The sequence below is a fragment of the Kitasatospora sp. NPDC059462 genome (assembly GCF_042749955.1).
Classification (GTDB): Bacteria; Actinomycetota; Actinomycetes; order Streptomycetales; family Streptomycetaceae; genus Kitasatospora.
Genome location: NZ_JBHYUU010000180.1, coordinates 1 through 15,991, shown reverse-complemented (window position 1 = coordinate 15,991; position 15,991 = coordinate 1). Strand labels below are relative to the sequence as shown.

At 76.2% G+C, this 15,991-nt stretch carries 5 protein-coding genes; 3 read left to right on the top strand and 2 right to left on the bottom strand.

The annotated features are described in order from the left end of the window. Positions 1-62: 62 nt before the first annotated feature. Positions 63-2,810, bottom strand: coding sequence for an SdrD B-like domain-containing protein (locus tag ACFXAM_RS31625; RefSeq protein WP_380296444.1), 2,748 nt, complete (start codon positions 2,808-2,810; stop codon positions 63-65). A 739-nt stretch (positions 2,811-3,549) separates the two neighbouring features. On the opposite strand from ACFXAM_RS31625, the gene ACFXAM_RS31620 reads away from it, so the two are divergent. After that, the gene (locus ACFXAM_RS31620; RefSeq protein WP_380296442.1) at positions 3,550-4,506 is read left to right on the top strand and encodes a LuxR C-terminal-related transcriptional regulator; all 957 of its coding nucleotides are present in this window, start codon (positions 3,550-3,552) and stop codon (positions 4,504-4,506) included. Positions 4,507-4,531: 25 nt separating this feature from the next. Here ACFXAM_RS31620 and ACFXAM_RS31615 read toward each other — a convergent pair whose 3' ends face one another. Continuing rightward, positions 4,532-5,182, bottom strand: coding sequence for a LuxR C-terminal-related transcriptional regulator (locus ACFXAM_RS31615; protein WP_380296440.1), 651 nt, complete (start codon positions 5,180-5,182; stop codon positions 4,532-4,534). A gap of 531 nt (positions 5,183-5,713) precedes the next feature. On the opposite strand from ACFXAM_RS31615, the gene ACFXAM_RS31610 reads away from it, so the two are divergent. Together ACFXAM_RS31610 and ACFXAM_RS31605 are read left to right on the top strand one after the other, a co-directional pair. Beyond that, positions 5,714-12,112 (top strand): SDR family NAD(P)-dependent oxidoreductase, encoded by a 6,399-nt coding sequence (locus ACFXAM_RS31610; RefSeq protein WP_380296438.1) that lies wholly within the window; start codon positions 5,714-5,716, stop codon positions 12,110-12,112. Positions 12,113-12,117: 5 nt separating this feature from the next. Then, positions 12,118-15,991: beta-ketoacyl synthase N-terminal-like domain-containing protein (locus ACFXAM_RS31605; protein WP_380296436.1), on the top strand; the 3,874-nt coding region annotated here is incomplete at its 3' end.

Sequence of the window (15,991 nt, the reverse complement as noted above, 5' to 3'; positions counted from 1 at the left end):
GGACCCGCCCTGGTTCCGGCGTCACGCCCCCGCACGGGCGGGGGTGCGCCACCGGGGTCGGGCTACTGCTGCCGGGTCCGGCGGCGGCGCGCCAGCAGCACGAGGCCCGCGCCGAGCACGGTCAGCGTGCCCGCACCGGCGGCCATCACCGGGATGCCCTCGTTCGCCCCGGTGTTGGCCAGGTGCGATCCGGGGGCGGGGGCGGCCGGCGCCGGCGGCGGCGGCGCGGCCGGGGACGGCAGCGCCGGCGCCTGGGTCTGCGGAGCCGTCGGCGTCGGCGTCGGGGTGGGGGTCGGCGTCGGCGTCGGCGTCTCGGTGGGCGTCGCCGTCGGCGTCGGGGTGGCCGTCGGGCTGGGCGTCGGGGTCGGGATCAGCCGGTTGACGGCCGTCACCTCGACTCCGGCGGCCAGGTTGTCGGCGTTCAGCACCAGCGGCCCGAACACCGTCTTCTCCGGCGCGGAGTAACCCTCCGGCGGGCTCACCTCCTGCCAGTAGTACGAGCCCACCACACCGCTGCCCAGGCAGATGCCGTCGGCCCCGGTGGTGCAGGGGTCGCCGACCGCCGTGTCGGGCTTGTCACCGGTGCTCTGCAGCCCGTCGGTGCCGTTGCTCTCCTTCCACAGGCGGAACTTCGCGCCCGCCAGCGGCTTGCCGTCCTGGTCGTGCTTGACCAGGCGCAGCGCGCCCTCCTGCTGCCGGAAGCCGAAGTCGAAGGTGTGGTCGTTCTCGCCCGGTCCACCGGTGGTCAGCGCCCGTTCGGCGTACTGCCCGCCCGCCGGGACGATGCCCTTCGAGTTGATGAACGCGTTGTCGCCGGCGTCCGCGTCGGTCGGCACCCACTGGTGGAGCGGGCCGCCCTTGGCGTAGTCGGCGGGGTTGTCCAGCCGGACGGTGTACTTCGTCCGGGGCTTGAGGCCGCCGGTGACGTTGGAGTCGTCGAAGTAGTACTCACCGCGCTCGGTGGTCCTGGTGGTGCCGACGAGCTTCCCCGTCTCGTCGTAGAGGTTGACGGTCGCTCCGGGCACGGGCTTCTGGCCCGGGCGCTGGATGCCGCTGCGCTCGGGGTCGTACCAGACCCGGTTGCCGATCTGGAGCGGGGCCTGGTCGCAGAGCACCTCCAGGTCACCCATCGAGGCGCCCTTGCCGAACGGGGACACCTCGTCCTTCGGCGTGAGCCGGAACCCGAACTTCGGGTCCTGCTTGCCGTCCCGCTGGAGGAACGAGGTGCCGTAGCCGAGGGCGGTGTGGTTGGGGTCGAACGCCGAGGTCGCGATGGTGTTCTCGACCTTGGAGTCCGCCATGCCCGCGAACGCCGTGTTGCGGTGACCGCCCCAGGCGGTGTCGAAGAAGCGGGTGCCCCGGGGGGCCAGTCCGCATCCGTTGTTGGTGTCCATCACGTAGCCGCCGTTCGCCGGGCAGGCCTTGTTGAGGTCACCGCCCGACATCACGGTGGAGTAGGGGACACCGGACGGCGCCCGGTCGGCGAAGCGGTCGCGGAAGGCCAGCAGCATCGAGCCGTCGGTCTCGAACGCGATCTCGCCCAGCTCGGGTTCGGGCTGGGCGATGAGGGTGGAACCGCAGGGGTTGCCGTTCTGCGAGGTCGGCCAGGTGTCGGTCCACGGGAACCAGGCAGCGCCGTCGCAGGCGCCGCCCCCGACGGTCGACTGGCGCGGGTAGTCCAGCGGCTGGTTCAGGACCGGCGCCGCGAACGCCCCGGTGGCCAGGTCGAACGGCAGCACCACCGCACGCAGGTCGGAGGCCTTTCCGGTCGACTCGCCCGAGCAGACGCCGCCGAGGTAGCCGGTGCCGTCCTGGAGGCCGAGGCCGAACGGACGCCAGTCGACGGCGGCCGGGCAGCCCGGGTCCGGAACGGGGTAGGCCGCCTTCGGCGCGGAGGCCGTGGGCGCGGTGGCGTCGTAGCGGTAGAGCTTGCGGTCGTGGAGGTTGACGACGAAGAGGTCCTTGCCGTCGTCGGTGACCTTGATGCCGCCCAGGCTCTCCTTGCCCGGAGCCCCGATGAACCCGTCGTCGGTGCCGCCGCCGTGGGCGGTGGTACCGGTGTTCGGGACGGTGGTGAACAGCGTGGTCCTCTTGGTCTCCACGTCGGTCACGTAGATCCCGCCCGCGCCGCCGGGACCGTAGTCCGTGGCCCGCTTGGCGACCGCCGAGGAGAACACCCGCCGGTCGGCCTTGTTCCACGCGATGCCGTAGAGCGTGCCGGTGTCGGCGTTGGTGGCGAGGTTCGTCGCCTTGACGTCCACGCCCTCCTGGCCGCGCGCGCTGTACGGGAAGGAGACCAGCGTGCGCTGGGCCCCGCCCTCGCGGGTGGTGGGCTGGCAGGCCGTCACCAGGGGGGCGTTCTTCTGGCAGTAGTCACCGGGGCTCCAGAGCCCGGTGGTGAGCTCCACGTTCTTGCCGCCGGTGACGTCGACGAACTCCTCGTTGCTGCTGAGCTGGGTGGGCGCGCCCTCCAGCCCCTTCCGCGAGGCGAACGCCGGGTGGAGCGTGCCCGGCTTCGGGTTCACCACCTGGACGCGGTACTTGCCGCCGGTGAGCTTGGTGCCGGGCGTCAGCGTCACCGTGCCGTTGGCCGCCGTGGTGCCCTCGACGACCGCTCCCGCGTCGTCGGTGAGGGTCACCCTGACGCCGGCCATGCCGGGCTCCAGCGCGGCCTGCCACACGCCGTCGGTGTCCACGGCCCGCACCACGCGGACCGTCACCGTGCCGTCGGCCGGCTGCGGGAACGCGGCCGGGGCGGCCAGCAGCGAGCACGCCCCGATTCCGAGGAGCAGCGCCGCGGCGCCCCCCACGGTGCGGCGGCCGACCGGACCCGGTGGCCGCCGTCCCGGGCCGCGCGCGGCACCGGTTTCCTGATCATGTGTCGTCGTCATCCCTGCTCTCATCAGACAGTTGGGCCTGCCGCCCCGACTCCGTACGGGAGTGCGCGTGTGACGGAAAGCCGTCATTGTTAAGGGGAGCTTAAAGGGACTTCACACAAGTTCGCAGGAAAACCAGGAACTTTGACGACAGATCAGACGTTCCGTCGTGCGGAGAGGTGTTCGGCCGCCGGTGCGCCGGCCGTGACGTCCGCGGGGGCGACGGCGGTGGGTGGTCGGGTCGTGCGGGGGTCCGGACGGGGCGCGGCGGAGCCGGCGTTCCCGGATCCGGCCCGGGTGGCACTGCTGACGCCGGAGACTGCCGCTCCCCACCGGCCGGTCGTCCCGCGCGGGCGGGCCGGGGACCGGGAGACGAACTGCTCCGCTGCGACGGCCCGCGCGGCGCGGTTCCCGGGGGCCGGACGCGGACGGCACGTAAGGAGCGAAACACTGACGTAACGTCACTCCGCTGGGAACGCCTGGAGTTCAACCCCGGCACCCTTGACCAGTCAAGTCCTTGCAGTAGTGTCGCCACCCAAGTCCGGGGGAATCGGTCTCCCCCGGTGTTCCCCGAGACATTCCCCCGCGTGAACCGGATCTACGGTTGGAGTTCAAGGCGATGACGGCGGCAACCGGGACCAATGCTCGCTTTGCGTACCGTGTCTACCACGCGATGCTCCGCACCGAAGAGGGCCGCACGGATCCGGCGGAGGTCGCCCGCAGGCTCGGCGCCTGCTCCGAGGACGTCCGGGAGGCCGTGGACTGGCTGGCCGGGCACGGGCTCCTGGACCGGGATCCGGACTCGCCGGTCGATCCGCCGCAGCGGGTGCTCAGACGGCTGGTCGCCGACCAGCAGGAGCGGCTGGCCGAGTTCACCCGCGCGCAGGACCTCATCTCCGACCTCGCCGACGGCCTGATGGCCCCTCCGCCCGCCGCCGCGGGGAGCTCGGCCGTCGAGGTGGTCGACTCGCGCGAGCACCTGCTGCGCCGGCTCGGGGAACTGCACGCGGCCAGCCGCTCCGAGGTGGCGGTGATGCTGCCGCACGCGGCGGAGCCGGAGCCGCTGCAGCCGTCCGTGCACGAGAACGTGGAGCTGCTGAAGCGGGGTGTCCAGTGCCGGGTGGTGGCGCCCGCCTCCGCCCTGGGCAGTCCGGCGGTCGTCGAGTACGTCGACGCGCTGCAGGAGGCCGGCGCCGAGGTCCGCACCGCCGAGTCGCTGCCGCTGCGGCTGGTCATCGTCGACCAGGAGAAGGTGGTCACCCGCTCCCAGCCGGGGGGCCCGCGCCGCCACGTGGTGATCGACTGCGGGCTGCTGGCGCAGGTGTTCACCCGGGTCTTCGAGCACAGCTGGTCGACGGCCGCGCCGTACACCCGGCGGCGGCGGGCCGACGATCCGGCGCAGGTGCTCTCCGGCACCCACCGGCTGGTGCTGCACATGATGGCCTCGGGGGCGACCGACAAGGCGATCGCCCGTCACCTCGGCTACTCGGACCGGACGGTGCGGCGTTTCGTCGCCGAGATCCTGCGGGTGCTGGAGACCGACAACCGGCTCACCGCGATGGTGCGGGCCACCCGGCTCGGGCTGCTGGAGCACGAACCGTGGCGGGCGCCGGCGGCTGCGGCGCCCTGACCCGCGGTCCACGGGCGGCCGTCCGCTACAGCAGGCCGCGTTCGGAGGCGATCCGGGCGGCGTCGAAGCGGTTGCGTCCGTCGAGCTTGCGCATGGCGCCCGAGGTGAGGTTGCGCACGGTGCCGGCCGCGAGGTAAAGCTCCCGGGCGACCTCCTTGACCGAGGCGCCGGTGGCGGTGAGCCGCAGGATCTCCCGTTCGCGCTCGCTCAGGATCTGTTCGGCGACGGGCGCCGGGGCGGCCGGGCGGGCCGGCGGCTCCGGCACGTGGCCCGCCGCCGGTCTCCCGGCCACCGGTCTGCTGCCGGCCGGTCTGCCGACGGCGGCGTCCCGGATGGCGTCGACCAGGCAGGGGATCTTCGTCTGCTTGGTGACGACGCCCCGCGCGCCCGCGGACACCGCGCGGTCCACCAGCGTCCGGGTGGGCCGGGCCGTCATGATGACGACCCGGCAGTCGGGCAGGCGCCGCCCCAGCTCCCGCACCAGCCGGAAGCCGCCCTGGGTGGGGCCCATCCCCAGCACCGCCACGTCCGGACGGCGGCGCACCGCGACCGGGACGATCATCGAACTGCGGCTCACGGCTCCGACGACCTCGAAGTCCTTGACGGACGCCAGCACCTCGGCGATCGCGTCCAGGGGCAGGAGTTGCTCGTCGGCTACCAATACACGAATGGTCATCATCAGGTCTCCCCCGAGGGTCCCTGGGACGGGACACTCCTGGTGATCGTTTCGGCCGCGGCCCAGTGTGCGGCCGGCCGTCCGGCCCCGTCGACGGGTTGCGAATGTCCGGGTGAGGACATGTCCGCGGCAGGACCCGAGGAGCCGGCGGAGCCGCGGATCTACGCGTGTCATCCGCCGACCCCTCAACCTATCCCGGCCCCGGGGGGCGACCCGGTGCCCGGGGAGAGGGACGTGACAAACGTCAGTGGAAGCAGGTCGAAGCCTTGTCGCCGGTCACCCACCAGGACCACGATGCGCACTGGTGACCGACTGCCGCGCAGGGCCCGTCCGCCCCGCCCGGCCCATCCGCACCCATCCGTCACCCCGACCGCCGTCCGCCCCGACGCCCACCACCGCCCGCGCGCCCCGCAGGCCCCGATCCCTGCCCGCGCCGACCGGTCCCCGTCCGCCCGTGCGCCCCCGCACGCCCCGGCCGGGTGCCCGGCCACGCCCGAAGCCCGCTCACCCCGGATGCCGGAGGAAGAGGACATGCACACAGACCCTGTGGTCCAGGACCCGACCCAGGCCCTGGCCGTCGTCGGCATGGCGGGCCGGTTCCCCGACGCCCCCGACGTGGAGAGCTTCTGGCGGCTGATGACGGAGCGGCGCGACGCCATCCGTCCCGTCCCCGCCGCCCGGTGGGACGCCACCGCCCAGCTCGACCCGCAGCGGGAGATCCAGGCCGTCGGCGGATTCCTCGACGACGTCGACCGGTTCGACGCCACCTTCTTCGGCATCTCCCCGCGCGAGGCCGAGATGCTCGACCCCCAGCAGCGGCTGATGCTGGAGGCCGCCTGGCGGGCCCTGGAGGACGCCGGCACGCCCGCCCGCGCGCTGGCCGGCACCCGGACCGGCGTCTTCGTCGGCGCCGGCTGGCACGACTACGAGCACGTCGGCCGCAAGAGCGGCAGCGGCGTCACCCAGCACACCGCCCCCGGCTACGCGCTCGACATGATCGCCGCCCGGGTCTCCTACTTCCTCGGCCTCACCGGCCCCAGCCTGGTCGTGGAAACCGGCTGCTCCTCGGCGCTGGTCGCGGCGCACCTCGCCGCCCAGGCGCTGCGCGCCGGCGAGGTGGACGCCGCGATCATCGGCGGCGTCGCGCTGATGCTCGACCCGACCGCCTCGATCGGCCTGACCTACTTCGGCGGCCTCTCCCCCGACGGCCGCTGCAAGGCCTTCGGCGCCGGGGCCAACGGCTTCGTGCGCGGCGAGGGCGTCGGCGCCCTGTACGTGAAGACCGTCGCCCGCGCGCTCGCCGACGGCGACCGGATCCACGGCGTCATCGCCGGCACGGCGGTGAACAACGACGGCGGCGGCCAGAGCGTCGTCGCGCCCAGCCCGCTGGGCCAGGAGCGGCTGCTGCGCGACTCCTACCGGCAGTGGGGCATCCCGGCCGACCGGGTCGCCTACCTGGAGGCGCACGGCACCGGCACCGCGGTCGGCGACCCGATCGAGGCCGGCGCCGTCGGCCGGGTCCTCGGGCAGGCCCGCAGCGCGGACGCGGGCCCGCTGCCGATCGGCTCGGTGAAGACCAACATCGGCCACCTGGAGGCCGCCGCCGGGATCCCGGGGCTGTTCAAGGCGCTGCTGTCGCTGCGTCACGGGGTCGTGCCGCCGAGCCTGCACTCCGCCGAGCTCAACCCCGACATCGCCTTCGACGAGCTGAACCTGACGGTGGTCCGCGAGCCGCTGCCGCTGCCCGCCGACGAGCAGGTGTTCCTCGGCGTGAGCAGCTTCGGCTGGGGCGGCACCAACGCGCACGTGGTGCTGACCGGTGCGCCGGGCGCCCCCGCGCCCGCCCCCGCCGCGACGGACGGCGCGGTGCCGGACGGCGCGGTGCCGGCCGCGGCGGACCGCGCGGTGCTGCTGCCGGTGTCGGCGCACAACGAGCAGGCGTTCGCCGAGCGCGCCCGCGAGCTGCGCGAGGTGCTGGTCTCCGGCGCCGCCGCGCTCCCGGAGCTGGCCGGCACCCTCGCCTGGCAGCGCGACCAGTTCCCGGTCCGCGCGGCCGTCACCGCCGCCGGCGCCGACGAGGCGGCCGGGCACCTGGAGCGGCTGGCCGCCGACCCCGGCGCCGCCGGGGCCGGGGTGGTCACCGGACGCGCCGCGCCGCACGGGCGCACCGCCTTCGTCTTCCCCGGCCAGGGCTCCCAGTGGCACGCCATGGGCCGTGAACTGCTCGCCTCGGACCCGGTGTTCGCCGCCGTGATCCGCCGCTGCGCGAAGGCCCTGGAGCCGTACACCGACTGGAACCTGGTGGAGGTCGTCTCCGGCGAGGCCGGCGAGGAGTGGCTGTCGCGGATCGACATGCTCCAGCCGACCCTGTGGGCCGTCTCGCTGGGCCTGTGCGAGGTGTGGCGGGCGGCCGGGGTGGAGCCGGACGTCGTGGTCGGCCACAGCCAGGGCGAGGTCACCGCGGCCACCGCCGCGGGCATCCTCTCCTACGAGGACGGCGCGATGGTGGTCGCCCGGCGCAGCGCGATCGCCCGGCGCACCTCGGGCAAGGGCCGGATGCTGGCGGTGGACCTCTCGCTGGACGCCGCGAAGGCGGCGCTGTCCGGCTTCGAGGAGGGCGTCTCGCTGGCCGTGAACAACGGGCCGAACAGCTGCGTGCTCTCCGGGGACACCGAACTGGTGCTGGCGCTCAAGGAGTTGCTGGAGGCCGAGGGCACCTTCTGCCGGCTGGTCAACGTGGACTACGCCTCGCACAGCCCACAGATGGACGAGCTGGAGGACGACCTGCTGGCGGCCCTGCGGTCGGTGCGCCCGGGCCGCGGCACCGTCGGGCTGATGTCGACGGTCCGGGTGGCGCCGCTGGAGGGCCCCGAGCTGGACGCCCGGTACTGGGTGGACAACCTGCGCCGTCCGGTGCTGTTCGCCGACGCGATGGAGCGGCTGTTCGACACCGGGGTCACCCATGTGGTGGAGATCAGCCCGCACCCGGTGCTCACCCCGGCGCTGGAGCAGCTGGCCGCGCAGCGGCCCGTCCCGCCGCAGGTGCTGTCGACGCTGCGGCGCGACCAGGGCTCGCCGGGCATGCTGCGCGAGTCGATGGCGCGGGCGTACGTGAGCGGTCTGGAGCCGTTCGGCGCGCTGCCCCGGTCGGCCTGGGCGCCGGTGCCGCCGTACCCGTGGCAGCGCACCGCCCACTGGGTGGAGCCGGCCCGCCGGCGCACCGCGGGCGGCGCGGGGGACGCGCTGCAGCTGGTGCCGTCGGTGACCGAGCAGGGTGCCTGGTCGGGGACGCTGGAGCTGGCCCCGGCCGACCTGCCCTGGGTGAGCGACCACCGGGTGTACGACGCGGTGGTGCTGCCCGGCACCGCGATGCTGGAGCTGGCGCTGCGCACGGCGCTGACCCGCACCGGCGGGGCGCACCGCACGCTCGCCGACGTCGGTCTGCACAGCCACCTCACCCTCACCGACGAGCCGGTGACGGTGGCGCTGGGCTGGCGGGACGACGTCACCGGCGGCGGCAGCTTCACCCTCTCCTCGCTGGAGCCGGGCGCGCAGGGCTGGGTGCGGCACGCCACGGCGCGGGTGCTGGCCGAGGACACGGCGCGCGAACTGCCGTCCTTCCCCGAGCGGATGCTCGGCCTGGAGGTGGCACCGGCCGGGGAGTTCTACGCGGACTGCGCGGCGCGGGGGCTGAACTACGGTCCGGCGTTCCGGGGCGTGGTGGGTCTGCGCGGGGACGCCGCGGAGAGCCTGGCCGAGGTGCGGCTGCCGGAGGGGCTGCTGGTCTCCGGCTACCCGCACCGGCTGCACCCGGCGCTGTGGGACGCGGCGCTGCAGGCGTCGATCCCGCTGTTCCCCGGTGACGAGGCGGCGGTGCCGGTGGGGGTGGGGCGGATCCACCTGCACACGGACCTGGCGGAGCCGGTCACCGCGCTCTGGTCGCACGCCGTGCGCCGGGACGGCGGCGAGGAGGTCGACCTGTTCCTGTTCGACGCAGCGCAGCGGCCGGTGCTGAGCCTGCTGGGGCTGCGGATGCGGGCCCTGGCGGCCTCGGCCGACCCGGGCGCGGCGGACGCGGAGCGGATCCACCGGATGGAGTTCCGGCCGCTCGCCCGACCGGAGGGCGCGGAGGGCGCGCAGGACGGCGGGGCGGCGGAGGACGGCGGGGCCGCGGCTCCCGGCCGCTGGGCGGTGTGCGCGGTCGAGGCGGCCGGTGGCACGGCGGCCCGGTCGCGGGCCGGTGAACTGGCCGAGGCGCTGGGCGCGCTCGGCGGCACCGCGCAGGCCCGGGTGGTGGACGGCGGGGCGGCCGGGGACGCCGGGGCCTGGGAGGAGCGGCTGGCCTCGGTCGAGGGCCTGACCGGGGTGGTCTTCGTGGCGCCGCGCGCGGACGCCGGCCCGGCCGCCCAGCGCGCGGGTCTGGCGGCGCTGGCCGCGCTGGTGCGTGCCTGTGCGACCCGCCCGCTGGTGCCCCGGCTGGTCGTGGTGACCGCCGACGCGCAGCTGCCGGCCTCGGCGCCCGGCGAGGGCGATCCGGGCGCGGCGCTGTACTGGGGCTTCGCCCGGGTGCTGCGCGGCGAGCACCCGGAGCTGCGCCCGGTGCTGGTGGACGTGGCCGCGGCGGACGACGGCTGGGCGGCGCGGTGCGCGGCCGAGCTGGCCGCCGAGGACGGCGCGGACCAGGTGGTGCTGCACGGCGACGAGCGGCTGGTCGGCCGGCTGGTGCGCGGCGCGGCGGCGCCGGACGCCCCGGCGGGGCCGGCCCGGCCGGCCTGGCGGACGGGCGCGGCGCATCCGTTCCGGCTCGCCCCGGACCGTCAGGGCACCTGGGACGGCCTGGCGTTCCGCCCGCTGGAGCGGCGGGCGCCCGGCGCCGGGGAGATCGAGATCGCGGTGGACGCGGCCGCGCTGAACTTCATCGACGTGATGAAGGTGATGGGCACCTACCCCGACCCGTCGGCGGACGCCCGGCTGCTCGGCCTGGACGGCGCGGGCGTGGTGACCAGGACCGGCGAGGGCGTGACCCGCTTCGCCCCCGGTGACCGGGTGGTCGCCTGCACCAGCGGCGGCGCGCTGGCCACCCACTGGACGGTGCTCGCCGACCACGCGCAGCCCGTGCCGGCGGAGATGTCCGCGCAGGACGCGGCGGCGTTCCCGGCGGTGACCATCACCGCCTGGTACGGACTGCGGCACCTGGCCTCGCTGCAGCCCGGCGAGACGGTGCTGATCCACTCGGCGGCCGGCGGCCTGGGCCTGGCGGCGATCGAGGTGGCGCGGCTGCTCGGCGCCGAGGTGGTGGCCACGGCGGGCAGCGAGGAGAAGCGCGCCCATCTGCGCGCGCTGGGCGTCCGGCACGTCTTCGACTCCCGGGACCTCTCCTGGGCGGGCCTCGTGCGCGGGGCGACCGGGGGCCGCGGGGTGGACGTCGTCCTCAACTCGCTGACCGGCGCGGCGATCCCGCTGGGTCTTGAGGTGCTGGCCGAGGGCGGGCGGTTCGTCGAGGTCGGCAAGGCCGACATCTACGGCGGGCGCACGCTGGCCCTGGACGCCTTCCGCAAGGGCATCTCGCTGGCCTCGCTGGACCTCGCGGGCGTGATCGCCCGCCGTCCGGCCCTGTTCACCCGGCTGTTCGCCGAGGTGTGGGAGCGGGTCGAGCAGGGCGGGCTGCGGCCGCTGCCGGTGCTGAGCCGCCCGTTCGCGCAGGCCGCCGAGGCGATGCGGGAGATGGCGCGCGGCAACCACATCGGCAAGTTCGTGCTCCGTGACCCGGCGACGGTCGGCGAGGTGGCGCCGGAGCCGCTGCGCGACGGCCGGTTCCGGGGCGACGGCACCTATCTGATCACCGGCGGCCTCGGCGCGCTCGGTCTGTCGCTGGCCGAGTTCATGGCCGAACGGGGCGCGGGCCGGCTGGCGCTGGTCGGCCGATCGGCGCCGCGCGAGGACGCGGTGGCGCGGATCGAGGCGCTGCGGGCGCGCGGCGCCCGGGTGGACGTCTTCGCGGCGGACGTCGCCGACCCGGCGGCGGTGCGGCGGGTGCACGAGCAGCTTCCGCCGCTGCGCGGCGTGGTGCACGCGGCCGGTCTGCTGGACGACGCGACGGTGCTCAATCTGACGCCGGAGCAGCTGCACCGGGTGCTGGCGCCCAAGGTCGACGGCGCGGCCAACCTGGACGCGGTGACCGCGGACGACCCGCTGGACTTCTTCCTGCTGTTCTCCTCGGCGGCGGCGCTGTTCGGCAACGCCGGGCAGGCGGCCTACGCGGCGGGCAACGCCTTCATGGACGCGCTGGCGGTCTCCCGCAGGCGGCGCGGGCGGCCGGCGCTGAGCGTGCAGTGGGGGCCGTTCAGCGACGTCGGCCTGGCGGCCGCGGAGGACAACCGCGGCAACCGGCTGGCGGAGCGCGGCATGGCCGGCTTCTCCACCGGGGAGGCCTGGCGGGCCCTGGAGGGCTTCCTGGGCGGTGACGAGCAGGTGGTCGCCTATGTGCCGATCGACCTGCGGCAGTACCTGGAGGCGTACCCCGACGCGGTGACGCTGGAGAGCTGGAGCGCGCTGCGCGAGCTGGCCCGGCACGGGGGCGGCGGCAGCAGCGCGGGCGCGGCCTTCCTCGCCGAGCTGCGGGCCGCGCCCGAGGAGCGCTGGCCGGAGCTGCTGGAGGCCAAGGTGCAGGAGCTGGCCGGCCGGGTGCTGCGGCTGGACACCGGGGCGGTCGACCGGGACACGCCGTTCAAGTCGCTCGGGCTGGACTCGCTGATGGGCCTGGAGCTGCGCAACCGGCTGGAGGCGGCGTTCGGGCTGCGCCTGTCGCCGACCCTGCTGTGGACGTACGGCACGCCCCGGGCGCTGTCCGCGGTGCTGGCCGAGCGGCTGCTCGGCGAGCAGGCGGGCGAGGACGCCCCGGCGGACGCGGCGACCGACGGCGAGGGCTGAGCGCGATGACGGATCAGCAGACGACCACCGCGCCCACGCCGCTGACCAGGGCGCTGGACACGGTCCGCAAGCTGCGGGCGCAGCTGGACGCCGCGAGCGGCACCGGCCCGCTGGCCGTGGTCGGCATCGGCCTGCGGCTGCCGGGCGGCATCGCCGACCTGGACGGCTACTGGTCGGCGCTGGCCGGGGGCCGGGACCTGGTGGGCCCGCTTCCGGCCGGGCGGCGCGGGCCGTTCGCCGCCGAGTGGGAGCGGCTGCCGCACACCGGCGGCTTCCTGGACGAGGTGATGGACTTCGACGCGGAGTTCTTCGGCATGGGCGCCGAGGAGGCCCGCGGCACCGATCCGCAGCAGCGGCTGCTGCTGGAGGTCGCCTGGGAGGCGCTGGAGAACGCGGCGCTCCCGCCGGACCGGCTGGACGCGGCCCGCACCGGGCTGTTCGTCGGCGTCACCGGGCAGGAGTACTGGGACTGGCACAGCGGGGAGCTGGACACCCACTGGGCGGGCGGCAACGGCCACTGCTTCACGGTCGGGCGGGTCGCGTACGCGCTGGGGCTGGCCGGTCCGGCCATCACGGTGGACACCGCCTGCTCGTCCTCGCTGGTCTCGGTGCACCTGGCGCGTCAGGCGCTGGCCCGCCGGGAGTGCGACGTGGCGCTGGCCGGCGGGGTGAACCTGGTGCTGTCGCCGCGGGCGACCCGGCTGCACCAGCTGGCGGGCACGCTCTCGCCGGACGGGCGGTGCAGCCCGTTCGACGCCCGGGCGAACGGCTTCACCCGGGGCGAGGGCTGCGGTGTGCTGGTCCTCAAGCGGCTGGAGGACGCCCGGCGCGACGGCGACCGGGTGCACGCGGTGGTGCACGGCTCGGCGGTGAACCAGACCGGCCGGTCGACCGGCTTCACGGCGCCCAACGTGCTGTCGGAGGTCGCGCTGACCGAGGCGGTGCTGGCGGACGCGGGGCTGACGCCCGCCGACATCGGCCTGGTGGAGGCGCACGGGACGGGCACCTCGCTCGGGGACACCATCGAGATGGAGGCGATCGCCGCCGCCCTGGGCCGCCGCAACGGCGGGGCCGAGCTGGCGGTCGGCTCGGTGAAGGGCAATCTGGGGCACCCGGAGTCGGCGGCCGGGGTGATCGGGCTGGTGAAGGCGGTGCTGTGCCTGCGGCGGCGCGAGGTGCCGCCGCTGGCCAACTTCGCCACCCTCAACCCGCTGATCGACCTGGAGGGCACCGGCATCACCCTGCCGACGGCGCTGCGGCCGTGGCCGAGGGGCGCCGGGCGGCACGCGCTGGTCAGCGCCTTCGGCATGGGCGGCACCAACGCCCAGGTGGTCGTGGGCGCGGCCGGGGAGCAGGACGGCGGCGCGGTGCCGGCGGGACCGGTCGACGGCTTCGAGCTGTCCGCCCGCACCCCGGAGGCGCTGCGGGCGCTGGCGGGCGCCCTGCACGACCGGCTCGCCGGGCTGACGGACGCCGACTACCCGGCGTTCGCGTACACGGCGGGCGCCGGGCGGGCCCGGCACCGGCTGCGGGCGCGGATCGCGGCCGGGGACCGGGGCGCCGCGCTGCGGGCCCTCCGGGGGCTCGCCGGGGGCGGTTCGCCGTCCGGGGTGGAGCTCTCCGAGCGCGAGCACGGCGGCGACGGCGCGGAGGACGTCGCGACGGCGACGTCCCGGGCCGTGCTGGACCTGCCGAACTACCCGTGGCAGCGCCGCCGGTACGCGCCGGAGCCGGCCGGACCGTCCTCTCCTGCGGCCGTGCCCGTGGCCGCGCCCGTGCCTCCGGTGGCCGAGGCGCCCGCGGAGGGCCGGCACGCCCTGTTCGCGCTGGAGTGGGCCCCCGCCGGGGACGGCGCCGACGAGGCCCCGGCCGGCGCCCCCGGCCGGTGGCTGGTGTTCGCCGACCGCACGGGCGTCGGCGAGGCGCTGGGCGCCGAGCTGACGGCCCGGCACGGCAGCGCGGTGACCGTCACCCCCGGCGAGCGGTCCCGGCGGCTGGACGCGCTGCGCCACGAACTCGACCCGCGCCGCCCCGAGGACCTCACCGCCCTGCTCAAGGAGCTGCGCGCGGAGGGCGACGGGCCGTGGGCCGGGGTGGTCCACGCCTGGGGCCTGGACGCCCCCGGCCCCCGGCCGGACGGGCCCGCGCCGTTCCCGCTCACCGAGGAGCGCGCACGCGTTGTGCGCCCGGTGCTCCAGCTGCTCCGGGAGCTGGCCGGGGAGGGCCTGCCCGGCGCCCCGCGCCTCGCGCTGCTGACCCGCGGCGCGCAGCGGGTCAGCGAGCGGGATCCGGCGCCCGACCCGGCCCAGGCACTGCTGCGCGGCGCGGCCGCGGCCGCGCCCGGCACGCCGCACCCGCTGGTCGTCGACCTCGACCCGGACCCGGGCCGCGACGACCCCGCCCGGCTGCTGGACGTGCTGCTGCGCCCCGCCGGGGAGCCGGCCGCCGCGCTGCGCGGCCCGGCCCGCTACGTGCCGGTGCGGGTGCCGCAGGACTCCGCGGACGGCACCGAACCCGGGTGGCAGCGGCGGCCGTTCGACCCGGAGCTGGACACCAACCACCGGATCCTGGCGGTGCGGCCCGGCCTCCTGGAGAGCCTGACGCCGACCCGCTGGGAGCGGACCGCGCCCGGCCCCGGCCAGGTGGAGATCGAGATCGCGGCGGCCGGGCTGAACTTCAGCGACGTGCTCAAGGCGATGGGCGCCTATCCGGGCGCCGCCGGGAGCGTCCCGCTGGGCGTCGAGTGCGCCGGGCGGGTCAGTGCGGTCGGCGCGGGCGTCGACCGCTTCCGGCCCGGCGACCGGGTGATGGCCGTGGTGCCGTCCGCGCTGGCGGCGTACGCCACCACCGAGGCGCACCTGGTGGCGCCGCGGCCGGCCGCGCTGGACGACGAGCAGGCGGCGGCCGTCCCGATCGCCTTCCTGACCGCCGTCTACGGGCTCGACCACCTGGCCCGACTGCGGGCGGGCGAGACGGTGCTGATCCACTCGGCGAGCGGCGGGGTGGGCCTGGCCGCGCTGGCGGTGGCCCGGCGTCGCGGGGCCCGGGTGTTCGCCACCGCCGGGACGCCGGACAAGCGCCGCTTCCTGCGCGAACTGGGCGGTGTGGAACGGGTGATGGACTCGCGCTCGACGGCCTTCGCCGACGAGGTCGCCGAGGCGACCGCCGGGCGCGGGGTCGACGTGGTGCTCAACTCGCTGACCGGCGAGGCGCTGCGGCGCGGCCTGGCGCTGCTGGCGCCGGGCGGCCGCTTCGTCGAGCTGGGCAAGCGCGACATCTTCGACGACAACCCGATCGGCCTCGGCCACCTCAAGGGCAACCGGGCGCTGTTCGCGGTCGACCTCGACCACACCTTCCACGCGCAGCCGGAGCTGCTCGCCGAGCTGTTCGCGGAGGTGGTGCAGGGCTTCGACAGCGGGGAGTTCGGGCCGCTGCCGGTCACCGCCCGCCCGTTCGGCGAGGCGCGGGAGGCGTTCGCCGCGATGGCCCAGGCCCGCCACCTCGGGAAGCTGGTGCTGCGCCCGGAGCCGGCGCCGGAGATCGCGGTGCCGCCGAGCCCGGCGGTCGTCCGGGCGGACCGGGCCGGCTACCTGGTGACCGGCGGGACGACGCCCGCCGCGCTCGCGGCCGCCGGACGGCTGGCGGAGCTGGGCGCGCGCCGGATCGTGCTGCTCCGCTCCCCCGGTGCGGACGCCGCCGGGGCCGCCGAGGCGGCGGCGGGGCTGCGTGCCCGGGGCGTGGAGGTGGCGCTGCCGGTCGCGGACCTGGCGCGGCCGGGGGAGGCCGCCGCGCTGCTGGCCGGCCTGGACGGCTCCGCGCACGCCGCGCAGAGGGAACACGGCCGCGGCCGCCCCTTCAAGGCCGTCGTCGCGCACGCCG